This is a genomic window from Nonomuraea sp. 10N515B, from assembly GCF_052245915.1.
In the GTDB taxonomy this organism is placed as follows: Bacteria; Actinomycetota; Actinomycetes; order Streptosporangiales; family Streptosporangiaceae; genus Nonomuraea.
Map to the genome: position 1 here is coordinate 112,028 of NZ_JBQQBQ010000014.1, position 16,402 is coordinate 128,429.

Sequence of the window (16,402 nt, forward strand, 5' to 3'; positions counted from 1 at the left end):
TGTGACCGTACGGGAGCTGGCCGGCGCGCTGGGGGAGCCGCCCGTGCCCGACGGTTCGTGGGAGCGGGAGGCGGTCTACCTCTCCGCCGCGGCCCTGCGGCGGCGGGCGCCCGCGGAAGCGCTCGCCGAGCGGGTGCGAGCGGTGCCCGGGGTCGCGGACGTGGAGGTGCGGGGCAACGGGTTCCTGCGGATCACCGTCGCGGTGCCCGGCGAGCTGCTGGAGTCGATGGAGCCCGTCGAGATCCCCGAGCCGACGTGGCCGGACTTTCCGCGCACCTGGGACAACCCGGGGTTCGTGGTGCGGTACGCGCATGTGCGGGCCCGCGCCGTGCGGCGGTGGGCCAGGGAGCTCGGGGTGCCGGAGGCCGGGTTCCGGCCCGAGGCGCTCGACGACCCGTACGATCGGCAGGTGTTGCGGGTGCTGGCCGAGCTGCCCGGACGGGCGGTCAGCAGGGATCCGGGGTGGGAGACCTACCTGGTGCGGTTGGCGCTGGCCTTCCACGACGCTCACGAGCACGCGCCCGCCGTGCCCCGCGGGGACGAGCCGGTCACGGCGGTGCACACGGCGCGGGTGCGGCTGGCGGAGGCCGTCGGGGGAGTGGTGATGGGCCCGGACCGGCTATGACGTTTTGCAAAATATCCGGCTAAACGGCGAAAAATCGTAAAAATCTCCTCTATCACCTCTTGATCGCGTCTCGATACGTGGGCAGCGGGTCATGGCGTAGGTGCGGTTCCGATAGCCTCGATCGGGTGAGCCGATTCGTCCATCCCGCCGGGGACCGGCATGCCGAGATGCTGCCCCACGAGCGCCCGCCGCAGGCGCCCGCCGACCTCAACCGGATCGATCCCGCGATCTGGCCGCGAACGTCGACCCGGACCGATGGCACGCTCACGGTCGGCGGCGTGGACGTCCGCGACCTGGCCCGCGACCACGGCACCCCGCTCTACGTCCTCGACGAGGACGACGTGCGCTCGCGCATGCGCGACTACGCCACGGCGTTCGCCGGCTCGGAGGTGCATTACGCCGGCAAGGCGTTCCTGTGCAAGGAGATCGTCCGCTGGCTGGACGACGAGGGCCTCGGGCTCGACGTGGCCAGCGGCGGCGAGCTGGCGGTGGCCCTCAGCGTCGGCTTCCCGCCCGAGCGGATCACCATGCACGGCAACAACAAGTCCGTCGCCGAGCTGTCCAGGGCGCTGGAGGCCGGGGTCGGGCACATCGTGGTCGACTCCTTCGACGAGATCGCCAGGCTCGGCTACCTCGCCGAGCAGCAGGGCAAGCGGCCCAAGGTGATGATCCGGGTGACCACCGGAGTCGAGGCGCACACGCACGAGTTCATCGCGACGGCGCACGACGACCAGAAGTTCGGCCTGTCGCTCAACGCCGGGACCGCGGCGGAGGCCGTGCACCGCATCCTCGCGCTCCCGCAGCTCGAGCTCGTCGGCCTGCACTCGCACATCGGGTCCCAGATCGTCGACACGGGCGGGTTCGAGGTGGCCGCGCGGCGGCTGGCCGCGCTGCTCGTGCAGATCAAGGACGAGCACGGCGTGGTCCTGCCCGAGCTGGACCTCGGCGGCGGCTACGGCATCGCCTACGTCGAAGGCGACGAGGCGCCTGACATCAAGGAGCTCGCCGACGGGCTGCGCGAGATCGTCAGCAAGGTGTGTGTGGAGGCGGGCCTGCCCGTGCCCCGGCTCACCGTCGAGCCCGGCCGCGGCATCGTCGGCCCAGGCGGCATCACGCTCTACGAGGTCGGCACCGTCAAGGACGTCGAAGGGCTGCGCACCTACGTCAGCGTCGACGGCGGCATGAGCGACAACGTCCGCACCGCGCTCTACGGCGCCGAATACACCGCCGTGCTGGCCAGCCGTGAGAGCACCGCCGAGCCCATGCTCAGCCGCCTCGTCGGCAAGCACTGCGAGAGCGGCGACATCATCGTGCGCGACTGCCACTTCCCCGCCGACCTCGCGCCGGGCGACCTGATCGCCGTGGCCGCGACCGGCGCCTACTGCCGATCGCTGGCCAGCAACTACAACTACCTGCTCAAGCCCGCTGTGGTGGCCGTCTCCGGCGGCGCCGCGCGGGTGATCGTGCAGGGTGAGACCGAGGACGACCTTCTGAGGGGGCAGCTGTGAAACCGCTGAAAGTGGCTCTGCTGGGCTGCGGCGTCGTCGGCTCGCAGGTGATCAGGCTCATGCACGAGCAGGCCGGCGACCTGGCGGCACGTGTCGGGGCGCCGCTGGAGCTGGCCGGGGTCGCCGTGCGCCGCCTCGGCCGCAAACGCGACGTGGACGTGGACCCGGCGCTGTTCACCACCGACGCCGAGGCGCTGGTCGCCCGCGACGACGTGGACATCGTCGTCGAGGTCATCGGGGGCATCGAGCCCGCCCGCTCGCTGATCGTCTCCGCCCTGTCCAAGGGCAAGTCCGTGGTGACCGCCAACAAGGCCCTGCTGGCCGAGGACGGCACCACCCTGCACGAGGCCGCCAGGAAGGGCAACGGCGACCTCTACTTCGAGGCCAGCGTCGCCGGGGCCATCCCGCTGCTGCGGCCGCTGCGCGAGTCCCTCGCCGGCGACCACGTCAAGCGGGTGCTGGGCATTGTCAACGGCACCACCAACTACATCCTCGACAAGATGGACTCCACGGGCGCGTCGTTCACCGACGCCCTGGAGGAGGCGCAGACCCTCGGCTACGCCGAGGCCGACCCGACGGCCGACGTCGAGGGCTTCGACGCCGCCGCCAAGGCCGCCATCCTCGCCGGTCTCGCCTTCCACAGCCGCGTGCCGGCCGCCGACGTGCACCGGGAGGGCATCACCGAGATCACCGCCACCGACGTGGCCTCGGCCAAGGCCATGGGCTACGTCATCAAGCTGCTGGCCATCTGCGCCCGCTCCGACGACAGCCGCTCCTTCGGGGTGCGGGTGCACCCGGCCATGATCCCCCGGACGCATCCGCTGGCCGGGGTGCGGGAGGCGTACAACGCGGTCTTCGTGGAGGCGGAGTCGGCGGGTCAGCTGATGTTCTACGGCAAGGGCGCCGGCGGCGCGCCCACGGCCTCCGCCGTGCTCGGCGACATCGTGGCCGTCGGCCGCAACCGCCTGGCCGGCACCCGCGGGCCCGAGGAGTCGACGTACGCGGACCTGGCCGTGCACCCCATGGGCGAGACCGTCACGCGTTGCCACGTGGCGCTCGATGTGGCCGACAAGCCCGGTGTGCTGGCGCGCGTGGCGGAGTTGTTCGCCAAGCACGACGTGTCGATCCAGACTGTGCGTCAGGAGGGGCATGGTGACGACGCCCAGCTGGTCATCGTCACCCACCGCGCCACCGACGCGGCGCTGTCGGCGACGATGGAGGGGCTGCGGGAGCTGGACATCGTCCGCGCCGTCGCCAGCGTGATGCGCGTAGAGGGCGACGACTAGAGTTGCTCACCTGCTCGCCGTTGCTTCGAGGCCCTGCGAAGCGATCCGCTATCAGGCGTCCGGGAAGGCCAGGTTGCGGACGCGGCGGACGGCTCGTCTGAGCACGGTGCGGTTCTGTTCGCGGGCCAGACGGACCGCCTCGCGGCGCCAGGCCTCGGCTTTCTCGCGCCAGCGAGCCGCGTCCCTGCCGTTCTTGCCTGCTTCCCGCTTCAGCTGCCCGATCTCGACCCGGAGGGCGGCCACCCGCTTGCGGTAGAGGGCGATCTCCTTCTCGTGTGCGGCCGTGAGCTTGGCCACCGGAGAGAGCGGCTTCCTGCGCGGCGGGTAGACGGCCGGGCGGCGTTTGAAGCCCCAGGTCTCGCCGTCCACCCATTCCACACCGAACAGGGCGTCGATCAGATCGTCCTCGTCGTCGTCCCCGGTGACCACCAGGGCGGCCCTCGACAGGGCGGCCGTGCGGTCCAGACGGGCCACGGTCACACCCTCCGCGGTCTCCTCCAGGGCGATGTAGAGCCTGCCCGAGTCCTGCTCCTCCATGTACGCGACCAGGCGCTCCAGCGTGTCCTCCGACGCGACCCAGCCGGCGGGCACCTGGAGGCGGAACGGGGCGCCGGTGACGGCCGGGGACACCGCCAGGCTGACGCGCGGGTCGTGCTCGAAGGTGGCGTGGACGAGGCGCAGATCGAGGTCCGGGTCCTGGAGCGGGAAGCGGCGGTCCCCGGTCAGGGATTGCCACGGCCCGATGATCGTGACCCCGACGTCGGGGATCGAGGACGCCAGCAGGGCGTCGACGGTGGCCCGGACGTCCTCGTACGAGCCTGACCGCACCGTGGCGTCCACATACTGCACCCGCCACTGCCGGCCGGAGTCGGTGCGCAGGTAGCGGCGGTAGGGGACGCGGTCGGCGACGTATGGGTCGTTGTAGCGCTTCAGCGCCGCGAAGTCGCGCATCGCCGTGGGCAGGCCGATGTGCCAGGCCCGGGACTCCGGGTCGGGGACGAAGACCGCGCCCGCCTGGGTGAGGCGGTAGCCGAGCTCCGTGTCCTCCGCCAGGACGAGCGCCGTGTCCATGCCGCCGATCGAGCGCAGCAGCGCCGCCGGGTACGACACCGTTGCCCCCACGTGGATGCGGGTCGCCAGCGAGCTGGGCGCGCTACGGAGGCCGTCGTAATCGTGAATGATCTTCTCGGCCCAGTCGTGCCGGTGGGCGGACAGCGGGAAGAGGGCGTCCTCCGCGCCGGACTCCACGGCCGTGCGTACCTGCTCGGGCGAGGGGAGCGCGCCGGGCGCGGTGAAGTCGATCCAGCCGAGCGCCACCACGTACGGGGCCAGGTGGTGCCAGCGGAGCTGAGCCTCCACGTGCCGGCGGTGCGGCACCATGTCGGCGTCCAGGACGAACACCACCTCGCCGGTCGCGGCGTCCAAGCCCGCCTGCCCGGCCCACGCCCGGCCCCAGCCGCCCGGCGGGCTGGAGATCAGCTTCGTTTTCGCCGGGGCGAGGTCGGGGAGGCGGAGCGGGGTGGTGCTGCCGTCGTCCACGACGATGACGTCGAGGAGATGCTCGGGGTAACTCTGGGCCGCGAGGGCGGCCAGGGTCAGGTCCAGGGTCTCCTGGCGGTCGTGGGCGGGGATGACGACCGTCACGGTCAGTGCCGGCTCCCACGCGCCCAGGGCGGGAGGGGCGAGCACGCCGAAGTCGTTGTGGGGGATCCGAGGAATCATGGGCGCAGGCTTCCGTCCAGCTCCATGAGGGCATTCGGGCGGAAGCCGCGCCACTGCCGCCTGTTGCGCTGCAGGAACGTGCCGATCGGCTCCTGCCACGTGTGATTGGCCGCCGGGCCCCTGCGCAGGATGTAACCCAGCCCGTGGGTCCGGTAGATCTGGCCGCCGGCCGCCTGCAGCGCCTCCTGGAACTGGGTGTCCACCGAGCGCCGCAACGGCCGGAACCCGCCCACCGCCTGGAACGCCGAGCGCTCCACCAGGATCGTGCCGCCGGCGATGAAGCTGGTGATCTGCTCGGTGATCTGCTTGCGGTGCACGGTGACGTCGATGGAGGACAGGTAGACGAACTCCGGCACCGTGCCGACCACCTGCGCGCCCGAGTACGAGTGCGCCAGCAGCAGATCGGACAGGAAGTCGGGGCCGTACCAGTCGTCGTCGTCCATCTTCAGCAGGAACGAGCCCGACGCCCTCGCGGCCGCCTCGTTCAGCACCTTCCCGAACACTGCCTGGTGGTCGGCCTCGTACACGGTGAGCGGGCCCTCGTACACCGCGATCGCGGGCGCCACGTCCGGATGGCCCTTCGGCACCCCGTGCAGGGCCAGGATCACCTCGAGCTGCACGTCACGCTGGCGGGAGATCTGGTCGAGGGCGAAGGCGACCATGTCGGTACGGCGGGTCGCCAGCAGCACCGACGTGAGTGGGGGAGCGGGGGCGGGCGCGCCGAGCTGCTCCCACCTGGCGGCCACGCCGTGGGTACGCAGGGCCGCGCGGCGCAGGCGGATGCTGTGCTCCTCCCGCCGGAGCTCGTCGCTGAGGTCGGGGCGGCGCCCGATGAGCTCGATGACCTCCTCGCCGAGCGCGCCGGCCCAGCGGGGCACCGTGGCCGCCACCAGAGGCACGCCGGCGGCGGACAGTCCGGCCAGGACGCGTATGGCGGCCAGCGGGCCGCTGTGCGCGTGCCGCCAGTCCACCTCGACGCCGCGGATCTGGCGCAGTCTGGCCACGTCCGCGTCGGTGACGCCGCCGGACTCGGCGAACGACGTCACGACCTTCCCATCCAGCACCACGGACCACCGGCCGTCCCGCTCGGCCAGGGACGCCATGCCCCGGGAGGGGGTCGTCACGAAACCCATGGGGTTGACCAGGCGCTCGTCCACCGGGGGGATCATCGAGGGCTCGCCGAGCACGTCGGGATCGGCCAGCGGCGAATCGGCCATCCCGGGGCGGCCGAGGCGCTCCCAGCTGGCCGCCTGAATCGTCGGCCGCTCGATGGGCGTCTCATCCCCCGCCCACTCGACCAGCCCGGCCTCCTCCACCCACGCGTCCGCGTCCGCGCCTCGGGCCCGCCCGTCGGTGTCCACGCCCCGACGCTGGCCGTCCGTGTCCGCGCCTCGGGCCTGGCCGTCGGTGTCCGCGCCTCGGCCGTGGCCGTGCCTGTCGTCGGTGCTGCCGGCGTGGCTGTGCGTTTCCATGCTGCTGGGGTGGCCCTGCGTGTCGCTGCTGCGGGCGTGGCTGTGCGTGTCCATGCTGCGGGCGTGGCCGTCCCTGTCAGCGCCGCGGGCGTGGCCGTGCGTGTCAGCGCCGCGGGCGTGCCCGTTCGGGCTGGAGTCTTCGGCGTGCTGGGCGGGGGCAGAGTCCTCAGGCGATCGGGCCGATTCCACCTGCTCGGCCCCTCTGGCCCCGACCGTACCGTCGGTCGGCGTGGTCGCCGCTTTGGCCTGGGCGGTGCCGTTGGTGCCCGCGGCCGGTGCGACGGCGTCGGCGTCTGTGCGGGCCGCCTGGCCGGCTGGTGCGGTGGCGTCCCACCCATGGGCGTGCGTCCCGTCGGCGCGTCCGGCCGACGGGAGCGGGGTGGAACGGTGGCCGGGGCCGCCGATCGTGCGCAGGACCATGTCGCTGCCCGGCGCGCCGACCCGCTCGGGGACGGGCCCCGTGATCTCGGTAGGCGTCGCGTTCGGGTCGCCCGGCCGCCAGTCGGCCGCCCCAACACCCGCGATCGCGGCCGCGGGCGCGGTGATCACGTCCAGCCGATGCCCGGCGAACGCCCGCGCCGTGGCCGCCACGGTACGACCGGAGGGCGTGGGTGCGGAGAAACGGGCGTCCACCACCCAGACCCGGTTTTTGGGCTGGTACACCCGCAGATCGGTCAGCGACCGCCACCGGTGCGCCGGCGTCGGCGTCGGCACGGGCGCGGGATGGGAGGCAGGCGTGTCGAGCACCGCCACCACCACTCGCTCGGCCTGCGGCAGCAGCTTGTGCAGTGTGGCGATGCGCCGCAGGTCGGCCGGCGTCCTGGCCAGGACGAGGACCTCCCGCACCGGCTCGGGCACAGCGGCCGGCTCCAGCAGATCCCGGTCGAGATCGACGACCACACTCCGGCCGCCCTCCAAGGACCCGCCGGCCGCGGCGGTGTAGATCGGGTCGACGTCGTCGATCCCGGCGAAGAACACGCGAGCCCCACGCAACTCCGCCAGCAACTCGGGGATCATCCGGCGCTCCGCAGGTGCCTGATCAGCGAGCTCAACGGCCCTCGCCCACCGCTTTCGGCAGGCTGGGGCGTGGCGGCCGCCGACAGCCGCTCGACCTCGGCCTTCAGCCGTGCCACCTCGCCCTGCAGCGCCTTGATCTCCCCCTGTCGCCGGCTCGCCAGCGTCCGCCACTTGGCCGCGTCTCCGGTCAGCGGCTCGGCGTCCTCCGCGGTCACGAAGTCGTACTCGCTCCCGCTGACCCACTCGGACCCGTACATCTCGTCCACCAGGTCATCGGGCCGGCCGTCGAAGAGGGCGGCTCGGGAGAAGGCGGCCGTGCGCTCCAGCCGGGCGGCGACGACGCCGTGCTGACCTTCCGTCAGCGCCACGCTCACGAGCCCGAGCAGGTCCTTGTCGGCGTGCCGTACCAGCTTGGCCAGCGTGTCGGCGCCCAGCACCCATCCGGTCGGGAGATGCAGCAGGAAGGGGGAGGGGGCGGCGGAGCTGGGTACGCTCTCCGCGAACACGACGCGCGGCTCGTGCGCGTACAAATTGTGCAAAAGACGCAGGTCGAGCAGGGGGTCGTCGAGGTTGGCCCGGCGTTCGCCGGTCAGCTTGCCCCAAGGGCCGACGAGTGTGACGGCGGCGTCCGTCAGGGTCCCGGCGAGTGCCGAGTCCACGCTCGCCCGCGTCTGCTCGTACGTCGTGGCCGTCACGACCACCCGCAGGTACGGCACGAGCCAGTGGCGGCGCGGGTGGTTACGCAGCCAGCGGAGATCGGGGATCAGATCGCCCAGGTACGACCAGTTGTGCCGGTGTACCTCCTTCTCCCGCAACATCACGGTGGAGGGCCCGACGTGCCACGCCCTGGCCTCGGCGTCGGGGATGAACACGGCCCCAGCCTGCGCCAGCCGGTAGCCCAGCTCGGTGTCCTCGGCCATGTTCAGCCCGGTGTCCACGCCTCCGGCCGCGCGCAGCAGGTCGGCGCGCACGGAGCTGGACGCGCCCGTGTGCTGCAGGTACGCGCTGGAGCCGGCGTCCTTGAGCCGCCGCGTCGACTCGAGCGTCTTCCTCGTGTACGCGGACTGGACGCCCTCCTCGCCCGGAGTCTCCACGAACCGCGTATCGCCGATCACCACCGCGTAGTCGATGAGGTGGTGCCAGCGCATGTGCGCCTCGAGATGGTCCTCGGCCAGCAACATGTCCGAGTCCAGCCAGTGGATCACCGCCCCGGAGGCCGCGAGCTGCCCGGTCTGCCGGGCCGCGCCGCGCCCCCACCCCTCGGCCACCCGGACCACCCGGGCTCCGGGCACGTCCAGCGGAGGCTCGCTGCCGTCGTCGGCGACGACCACCTCGACGAGCTCGGCCGGGTACGTCTGCCGCGCCAGCGCCTCGACCGTGCGGCTCAGCGGCTCCGCGCAGTTGTAGGCGGGGATGACCACGGAGACGGTCAGCGAGGGCTGCCACGCCCCGATCGCGGGCGGCCGCAGCACGCCGTAGTCGTTGTGCCTGACCCGGCTCGTCATACGGCGACGTCCTTGGCCAGCGCGCGGACCTCTTCGCGTAGTTCCTCCAGCTCACGCGCCCGCACCATGGCGTTGACCCGGTCCTCGCCGAGCGAGGCCAGGATCGCGCCGAGGTCGTCGGCACGCCGTGCGGCCGAATCCTCCACGGCCCGCACCAGCAGGTCCAGCCTGGTGTCGAGGTTCTTGAGCGCGGTGGTGGTGCGGGCCAGCTCGGCCTCGTACTTCTTGATCCGCAGGTCGATGCGGTGGGCCTTGCCGTCGACCCGGCGCACGATGAGCACGAGGAACGCGAGGGCCACCAGCGCGACCAGGAACGCGGCCGCGGCCGCCGCCGCGCCCAGCGAGATCAGGTCGGCGAGGACGAGGACGACGAGCACACCGGCGACCAGGGCCGAGAGGAGTGCGCCGGTCGCTGCCAGTCGGCGGGGCGAAAGCATCCGCGCATACCTTTCGTAGATCACGCCTTTGTCGGCGCGCACCTCAGGACATCCGAGGCGTCACGGACATGTCGGGATTATTGACACCTTAATAAACATCGGCCACTACCGTGCCATAAGTTCCTGGAGGAAGACTGAGAATCATCGGCCCCCAGACCTGCGACGGCTGTTCTGCCGAATGTGCCCTCCGCGTCTACCGGTCAGTAAAACCGGCGTAAGGTAGGCGCCGACCGATCCCCGTGGAGGAGCACCCATCGATGTCCGTCACCCCTTGCGGGTTCGCGCGTACGCCGGAGAAGGGGCTGGCCCGCCTGCACTGGTCGGACGACGGCTGGGCGGTCGACGGCACGCCGCCCGACGTGCCCGCCCTGCGTGCGCTGCGCGGACTGGAGATCGAGTGGCCTGAGGTCGAGGTGCCGGAGCTCGCGCTGGACGACCTGCTGCGCCTGGCCGCCGCGGGCATCCCGCTGACGGCCGACCGTGCCGTCCCCTGGGTGCCCGATGATCTCGCCGACCTCCTCACCGACCGGGCCTGGCTCGACCACGCCCCCGACGGCTCCATGCGGTGCCTGGCCGACCTGCGGCGCGAGGAGCACAGCGTCCTCCTGCGCCGCTTAGCCCACCCCACCCCGGCGCCCGAGATCAGCATCGTCATGTCGACCAAACGACCTGGCCTTGTCGGCGCGGCACTGGCGCAAATGGAGCGTCAGCGCGGCGTCGCGGCCGAGGTGCTGCTGGGGCTGCATGGGGTGGCATTCGAGCAGGTGCGGGCGGCCGTCGAGAGGTGCGCGCTGCCGGTGAAATGGGTGGAGGCGGAGGCCTCCGTGCCGTTCGGCGAGGTGCTCAACCGGGCGGCGGCCCTGGCGAGCGGTGACTACCTGGTCAAGTGGGATGACGACGACTGGTACGGCCCCCGGCACCTCCCCGATCTCTTCATGGCCCTGACCTACACGGGGGCCGACGTGGTGGGCACGACGGCCGAGTTCTTCTACCTCGAGCCGCTGCGGACCACGATCAGGCGGACGACGTTCGCCAGCGGAGCGAGCTATCCGAGCGAGGTATGGTCCGATCACGTGGCCGGAGGCACGATCATGGTGCCTTTGGCAAAATTTCGGGAAATTGGCGGATTTCCGGGGATTTCTCGGGCTGTCGATCTCGAGTTCCTGAAGGCGGCTCAACGGGTGGGAACGCGTATTTACCGTACCCACGGACTGGGCTATGTCCTGCGAAGAGGGCTCAGCGACGAGCACACGTGGCGGTTACCGCTGGCCCACTTCCTCAAGGTGGCCGCCAACCAGTGGCGCGGCTTCCGCCCGAGCCTGCTGATGGAAGCCGCGTGACCCCGCTCAGGGAGGTTCGATGAGCACGCCCGGCGAGCTCGAGGCCCAGGCCGCCGGGAGCCGCGCGGGGCGCGGACGCCTTGCCCGGGTGCGCGGCAACGACTACCGCGTGCTCCAGCCCCCGGACGGATTCATCCCTGAGCTCACGGTCAGCGTGATCATTCCGGCCTACGGCGGGCAGGACAAGCTCGACCTGGTGCTGGCCGGGCTGGCCAGGCAGACCTACCCGGCCGAGCTCACCCAGGTCATCGTCGTCGACAACGGCAGCACGCCGCCGCTGCGCCTGACGGAGGCCCGTCCCGCCCGCACCCGGCTGATCGTCTGCGCGGACCCGGGCAGGGCCGCCGCCCGCAACGCCGGCCTGGCGGAGGCGACGGGGGATGTGATCCACTGGCTCGACTCCGACGTGGTGCTCACGCCCGGCGCGATCGAGGCGCACATGCGCTGGCACCACGCGGCACCGTACGTGGTCGTCACCGGCTACATCAGGTTCACCTCCGCCGAGGTGCCCGCCCGGCTGCCCGACGATCTGGACAAGCACTTCGAGCCCGCCGAGCCGCACGCTTGGATCGTCGACCTCGTCGAGCGCACGAACGGGCTCACCGACAACCCGCAGCGCCCGTTCAGCCTGCATGTGGGCGGCGCGACCTCGGTCAACGCCCGGCTGGTCGCGGCGGCGGGGCCGATGGACGAGGAGCTGATCCTCGGCCAGGACACCGAGATGGGCTACCGGCTGAGTCAGGCGGGTGCGGTCTTCGTACCGGAGCCGGCGGCCCGCGCTTACCACCTCGGGCCGACGATGCGGATGCGCGACAAGCAGCCGATCGACCGGGTGAGCCACGCGTTGGTGGCCGACCGCATCCCGGCCTACCGCTGGCTGCGGGGGCATCCCGGCCGTCAGTGGAAGGTCCCGTACGTCACGGTCGTGGTGGACGGCACGGCAGGCTACGACTCGGTACGGGCGACGGTGGACGCCCTGCTCGCCGGCACCACGCCTGACATTTCCGTACTCCTCCTCGGCCCTTGGGACGATCTCCAGCACGAGCGCCGCGCCCCGCTCCGCGACCCGGACCTCGACCTGGTGCTGGTCCGCGGTCACTACCGGCACGAGGGCCGGGTACGCCTGTCCGCCGCCGAGGACGTCGACCCCGCCGTGCCGTTCGTGCTGCGGTTGCCGGCCGGCTGGATCCCCGGCGAGGACAGTCTGGCGCGCCTGCTCGACCTGGCCCGCGACGAAGGCCTCGGCCTGGTGAACGTGCTGCTCGACGAGTCGTCACAAGGCGTCGTCGCGGGCCGCCTGGAACGTCTGTCCGCCTTCGCCAGGGCCCGCATCGTGGCCGAGCCGGGGGAGGACCTGGACGACGTGGTGGACGCGGTGTCCGGCGTGGCCTGGGTCGAGGCCGAGACGTACGGGTTCACGACCGAGGCGGCCTCGCCGCTCGGGCGGCGGAGCGCGTACCGGGCCCGGGTGGAGGCCCAGGCCGACGCCGCCCGGCTGGCCGCGGAGGCCGCCCGGCTGGCCAAAGAAGCAGAGCGGCTGCGCGAGCAGGTGGCCAAGTGGAGGGAGGAGGCCGGGCGCTGGCGCAAGACGGCCGTGGAGCTTCGCCGCGAGGTCGGCGCACTGCGCCGCCAGCTCTCCGCCGTCACCCGCACCCAGAAAAGCCTGCGCGGCCTGGTCTCCACGATGAAACGCACCTTGGGCAGACGCCTTCGCACCTGACCCGCCGGTGGGCGTGAGGGGTCAGTTGGGGCGGAGGGCTGACTTCAGGCGGCGCAGGAGGGTATTTTCCGCCGGTTCCGCAGACACCGCCATCGGGGCCGGGATGGTGACCGGGTCCGGCTGCTTGGGCGCGGGCCAGTAGCGGTCCGGGGGCTCATGACGCACCCCATGGGTGGTGTCGATGACGGCGTCCAGATCGGCGCCAGGGCCGGCGAGCAACAGGGCGCGGCCCAACGCCGACGTACGCTCCAGACGCGCGGTCCGCCCCTCGGGGAGATCCACGATCAGGACGCCCGCGAGATCCTTCTGGACCGACTCGATCATGCGCTCCAGCGTCGCCTTGTGCAGGGGCACCTCCACCGGCCCGCGATAGCGGAACGGCGTCGGCGCAGGCGTGGGGGCGGCCTCGTCGATCAGGCGGATGCGTTCGTCGTGCGCGAACAGGTCACGCATCAGCCGCAGCTCGAAGCACGGATCCGACAACACCGACCGCCGCCCGGACTCCAGCCGCGACCAGGGCCCCACTAGCGTCACCACGACGTCCTGGAGCTTGCCGTCCAGCGCCGCCGCCACCGCCTGCCGCACCACGGACTCGGAGGTGTCGGTGACGTCGAGCACGATCTCCACGTATGGCACCAGCCACCGCCGCCCCCGATCCTTGCGCAGGTCCCTGCGCAGCGGGATCCGGTGCGCCAGATAGGGCTCCACGGCCCGCACGGCCCGCTCCCGGTCACGGTGCTGCGCGGGCAGCCCCAGATGCACGGCCTGCGCGTCCAGGTCGGGTACGAACACGACGCCGTGCATGGCCAGCCGGTAGGCGAACTCGGTGTCCCCGCCCCGCAGCACGGTCGGGTCGAGCCCGCCCACGGCGTGGAAGACCTCCCGGGGAAGCGCGAGGGTGGGCCCCGTGCACACGTGGTACGGATTGCGGCTCTTGCGCAGCCCGTCGGTCTTGGCGATCGTCGCCTCGGTGGAGCTGGGCGCGGCCCCGTCCAGGTCGAACAGCTCTCCCAGATGTCCCGCCTGGAAGACCTCCTCCGGCGTGACCGGCGGCATCTCCACGAACCTCTTCATGCCGATCGAGACCAGGTAGTCCGTCACGTGGTGCCAGCGGGCCAGGGCCTCGATGTGCTCGCGGCAGGCCACCATGTCGGAGTCGAGCCGCTGGATGATCTCGCCGTCTGCGGCGTTGGCGCCGGTGTTGACGGCGCTGGAGATGCCCCAGCCGTCCCGTACGGGAACGATGCGGGTGTTGACCGGCCGGATTTCGGGCAGCCGAATAGGTGGCCGGCTGCCGTCGTCGACGACGAGGACCTCCATCAGGTGGTCCGGGTACGTCTGCGCCGCCAGCGCGGCCAGGACCAGGTCGAGCTTGTCCTGCCCGCCGTGCGCGGGTACCACCACGCTCACGGAAAGGGCGGGCGACCAGGCGCCGAGCGACGGCGTTGCCAGCGGTGAATAGTCGTTCTGCCTCAGAGCAGGACGCGCGTTCATGATGGTGACCCCCTGGGCTAGCACCTTATCGGGAGATGCTGAGAATGTCCTGAATAGTGGCCCTGTCTAACCGGTACGTCCGACCGGTGGACGCGGATCCGTGCCGGGCGCCGGCACCCCGTACACTCGGTGCCCAACACCGCAGGTAGGGAGTCATCAATGAGCAGGTCGTGGCGTGGCCTCATCGAGGAATACCGCGAGCGTCTTCCCGTCACGCCGAAGACGCCTGTCATCACGCTGCTTGAGGGCGGCACGCCGCTGGTGCCCGCGCACCGCGTGTCGGCGCTGACGGGGTGCGACGTCTACCTGAAGGTCGAGGGGGCCAACCCGACCGGCAGCTTCAAGGACCGCGGCATGACCATGGCCATCAGCAAAGCGGTCGAAGAGGGGGCCAAGGCGGTCATCTGCGCCTCGACCGGCAACACGTCGGCCTCGGCGGCGGCCTATGCCGTTCGCGCAGGGCTGACGTGCGCCGTTCTGGTGCCCCGGGGAAAGATCGCCATGGGCAAGCTGGCCCAGGCGCTCGTGCACGGCGCCACGCTGCTGCAGGTCGAGGGGTCGTTCGACGACTGCCTGGAGATGACCCGCAAGTTGTCCTCCAGCTATCCGATCGCGCTGGTCAACTCGGTCAACCCGTTCCGGCTGCAGGGACAGAAGACGGCCGCGTTCGAGATCGTGGACACCTTGGGCGACGCCCCTGACATCCACTGCATCCCCGTGGGCAACGCCGGCAACATCTCCGCCTACTGGATGGGCTACCAGGAATATTTCGCCGACGGCGTGGCGACCAAGCGGCCTCGTATGTTCGGGTTCCAGGCCAGCGGTGCGGCGCCGATCGTCGAGGGCGCGCCGGTGTCGCACCCGCACACGATCGCCACCGCGATCCGCATCGGCAACCCGGCGTCCTGGGGGCTGGCCACGGCGGCCCGCGACGAGTCCGGCGGGGCGATCCAGTCGGTGACCGACCGGCAGATCGCGGCCGCGTACAAGCTGCTCGCGCAGGAGGAGGGCGTGTTCGTGGAGCTGGCCTCGGCGGCCAGCGTCGCGGGTCTCCTGCAGGCGCACGCGCAGGGGCTGGTCGAGCCGGGGCAGCGCATCGTCTGCACGGTCACCGGCAACGGACTCAAGGACCCGGACTGGGCGATCTCGGGGGCGCCGGCGCCGGTGGTCATCCCCATCGACGTCCACGCCGCCGCGGCGGCGCTCAACCTCGCCTGACGAGGGCGGACAGGGAGTTGCGTGAATGAGGACCGTTGACATCCGCGTGCCCGCGACCTCGGCGAACCTGGGCCCGGGATTCGACGCGCTCGGCCTGGCACTGAGCCTGTACGACGAGGTCGAGGCGGCACTCACCGAGGAGCCCGGCGTGCACGTCGCCGTGGAGGGCGAGGGCGCGGGGGAGGTCGATCTCGGCGAGGGACACCTGATCGTCAAGACGATGCGCGAGACGTTCGCCCGCATGGGGGTCGCGCAGCCGGAGGGCATCCGCCTGCGCTGCCGCAACAGCATCCCGCACGCCCGGGGACTGGGCTCGTCCTCCGCGGCCGTCTGCGCCGGGATCCTGGCCGCCCGCGCGCTGTCGGGGGCCGAATTCCCCGACGACGAGGTGTTCGCGCTGGCCACCGAGATCGAGGGGCACCCGGACAACGTGGCACCGTGCCTGGCCGGCGGATTGACCGTGGCCTGGTTCGACCACACCGGGTCACCACGTATGGTGAAACTAACTCCCGACGAGCTGATCCGCCCTGTCGCCCTGATTCCGTCGGCGCGGCTGGCCACGGAGACCGCGCGGGGGTTGCTGCCGAAGGACGTGCCCCACAAGGACGCCTCCTTCAACGCCGGCAGGGCCGCGTTGCTGATAGCCGCGCTGACCCAGCGTCCGGAGCGACAGCTCTTGTTCGCCGCCACAGAAGATCGACTCCATCAGCATTACCGCGCGCCTGCGATGCAGGCGAGCGCCGATCTGGTAGAACGTCTCCGTGCAGTGGGCGTGCCCGCGGTCGTTTCGGGAGCGGGTCCCACGGTTCTTGCGTTTTCGACATCGGATACGCAGGATTTGATCGCGCCAGAAGTGGGTAATGACTGGCACATCCAGCTAATGGACGTCGACCCGGTTGGTGCGAACGTTCAGTTCCCCGAGACACGCTGATGCCTCTTTAGACCTTCAGGGAATAGCCGTGTGCGCTGGTGATGTTAGGCTGGTAGCCGCACCAGATGCCCCCTTGGTGGGTGCGTGCTTGTCAGCCACACATCGCTGCATCTCGCTTCACGTCGCG

General features: G+C 71.5%; 12 protein-coding genes. 7 read left to right on the forward strand and 5 right to left on the reverse strand.

All coding sequences use genetic code 11. The features are described from left to right. The first annotated feature begins 1 nt into the window (after position 1). From ACTWQA_RS23050 to ACTWQA_RS23060, 3 genes are all read left to right on the forward strand, one after another. Positions 2-625: an anticodon-binding protein gene (locus ACTWQA_RS23050; protein ID WP_443161208.1), complete on the forward strand. Its 624-nt coding sequence runs from the start codon at positions 2-4 to the stop codon at positions 623-625. 125 nt (positions 626-750) lie between these two features. Continuing rightward, entirely contained in the window at positions 751-2,133 is a 1,383-nt protein-coding gene (gene lysA, locus ACTWQA_RS23055) for a diaminopimelate decarboxylase (protein ID WP_443161209.1), read from the forward strand. Continuing rightward, positions 2,130-3,419, forward strand: coding sequence for a homoserine dehydrogenase (locus ACTWQA_RS23060; RefSeq protein ID WP_443161210.1), 1,290 nt, complete (start codon positions 2,130-2,132; stop codon positions 3,417-3,419). Before lysA ends, ACTWQA_RS23060 begins: the two co-directional genes overlap by 4 nt. Positions 3,420-3,470: 51 nt before the next feature. Here the strand turns inward: ACTWQA_RS23060 and ACTWQA_RS23065 are convergent, their stop codons facing one another. Genes ACTWQA_RS23065 through ACTWQA_RS23080 form a run of 4 tightly spaced genes read right to left on the reverse strand, consistent with a single transcriptional unit; the run spans position 3,471 to position 9,572 of the window. Next, the gene (locus ACTWQA_RS23065; RefSeq protein WP_443161211.1) at positions 3,471-5,141 is read right to left on the reverse strand and encodes a glycosyltransferase; all 1,671 of its coding nucleotides are present in this window, start codon (positions 5,139-5,141) and stop codon (positions 3,471-3,473) included. Further along, on the reverse strand, positions 5,138-7,630 hold the full coding sequence (locus ACTWQA_RS23070; RefSeq protein ID WP_443161212.1) for a glycosyltransferase: 2,493 nt from the start codon (positions 7,628-7,630) through the stop codon (positions 5,138-5,140). Before ACTWQA_RS23070 ends, ACTWQA_RS23065 begins: the two co-directional genes overlap by 4 nt. Continuing rightward, positions 7,627-9,135 carry a glycosyltransferase gene (locus ACTWQA_RS23075; protein WP_443161213.1) on the reverse strand — a complete coding sequence of 503 codons (1,509 nt, stop codon included), beginning with the start codon at positions 9,133-9,135 and terminating at the stop codon, positions 7,627-7,629. Before ACTWQA_RS23075 ends, ACTWQA_RS23070 begins: the two co-directional genes overlap by 4 nt. After that, positions 9,132-9,572 (reverse strand): hypothetical protein, encoded by a 441-nt coding sequence (locus ACTWQA_RS23080; RefSeq protein WP_327584950.1) that lies wholly within the window; start codon positions 9,570-9,572, stop codon positions 9,132-9,134. Before ACTWQA_RS23080 ends, ACTWQA_RS23075 begins: the two co-directional genes overlap by 4 nt. Positions 9,573-9,829: 257 nt before the next feature. Here ACTWQA_RS23080 and ACTWQA_RS23085 point away from each other — a divergent pair, with 257 nt between their 5' ends. Both ACTWQA_RS23085 and ACTWQA_RS23090 read left to right on the forward strand, forming a co-directional pair. Beyond that, a complete protein-coding gene (locus tag ACTWQA_RS23085; RefSeq protein WP_443161214.1) occupies positions 9,830-10,912 on the forward strand; it encodes a glycosyltransferase family 2 protein in 1,083 nt (360 codons plus the stop codon). Between the two features lie 19 nt (positions 10,913-10,931). Then, entirely contained in the window at positions 10,932-12,632 is a 1,701-nt protein-coding gene (locus tag ACTWQA_RS23090; protein WP_443161215.1) for a glycosyltransferase family 2 protein, read from the forward strand. A 21-nt stretch (positions 12,633-12,653) separates the two neighbouring features. On the opposite strand, the gene ACTWQA_RS23095 is transcribed toward ACTWQA_RS23090, so the two are convergent. Further along, entirely contained in the window at positions 12,654-14,126 is a 1,473-nt protein-coding gene (locus tag ACTWQA_RS23095; RefSeq protein WP_443161216.1) for a glycosyltransferase, read from the reverse strand. A gap of 159 nt (positions 14,127-14,285) precedes the next feature. On the opposite strand from ACTWQA_RS23095, the gene thrC reads away from it, so the two are divergent. Together thrC and thrB are read left to right on the forward strand one after the other, a co-directional pair. Further along, positions 14,286-15,344: a threonine synthase gene (gene thrC, locus ACTWQA_RS23100; RefSeq protein WP_327584946.1), complete on the forward strand. Its 1,059-nt coding sequence runs from the start codon at positions 14,286-14,288 to the stop codon at positions 15,342-15,344. 25 nt (positions 15,345-15,369) lie between these two features. Then, on the forward strand, positions 15,370-16,275 hold the full coding sequence (gene thrB, locus ACTWQA_RS23105) for a homoserine kinase (RefSeq protein ID WP_443161217.1): 906 nt from the start codon (positions 15,370-15,372) through the stop codon (positions 16,273-16,275). The last annotated feature ends 127 nt before the right edge of the window (positions 16,276-16,402 follow it).

Coding starts and splice junctions, on each gene's coding strand:
- ACTWQA_RS23075 (WP_443161213.1), bottom strand. CDS start 9,135: ATGACGAGCCGGGTCAGGCACAACGACTACGGCGTGCTGCGGCCGCCC.
- ACTWQA_RS23085 (WP_443161214.1), top strand. CDS start 9,830: ATGTCCGTCACCCCTTGCGGGTTCGCGCGTACGCCGGAGAAGGGGCTG.
- thrB (WP_443161217.1), top strand. CDS start 15,370: ATGAGGACCGTTGACATCCGCGTGCCCGCGACCTCGGCGAACCTGGGC.
- ACTWQA_RS23070 (WP_443161212.1), bottom strand. CDS start 7,630: ATGATCCCCGAGTTGCTGGCGGAGTTGCGTGGGGCTCGCGTGTTCTTC.
- ACTWQA_RS23080 (WP_327584950.1), bottom strand. CDS start 9,572: ATGCTTTCGCCCCGCCGACTGGCAGCGACCGGCGCACTCCTCTCGGCC.
- ACTWQA_RS23095 (WP_443161216.1), bottom strand. CDS start 14,126: ATGAACGCGCGTCCTGCTCTGAGGCAGAACGACTATTCACCGCTGGCA.
- ACTWQA_RS23065 (WP_443161211.1), bottom strand. CDS start 5,141: ATGATTCCTCGGATCCCCCACAACGACTTCGGCGTGCTCGCCCCTCCC.
- ACTWQA_RS23090 (WP_443161215.1), top strand. CDS start 10,932: ATGAGCACGCCCGGCGAGCTCGAGGCCCAGGCCGCCGGGAGCCGCGCG.
- thrC (WP_327584946.1), top strand. CDS start 14,286: ATGAGCAGGTCGTGGCGTGGCCTCATCGAGGAATACCGCGAGCGTCTT.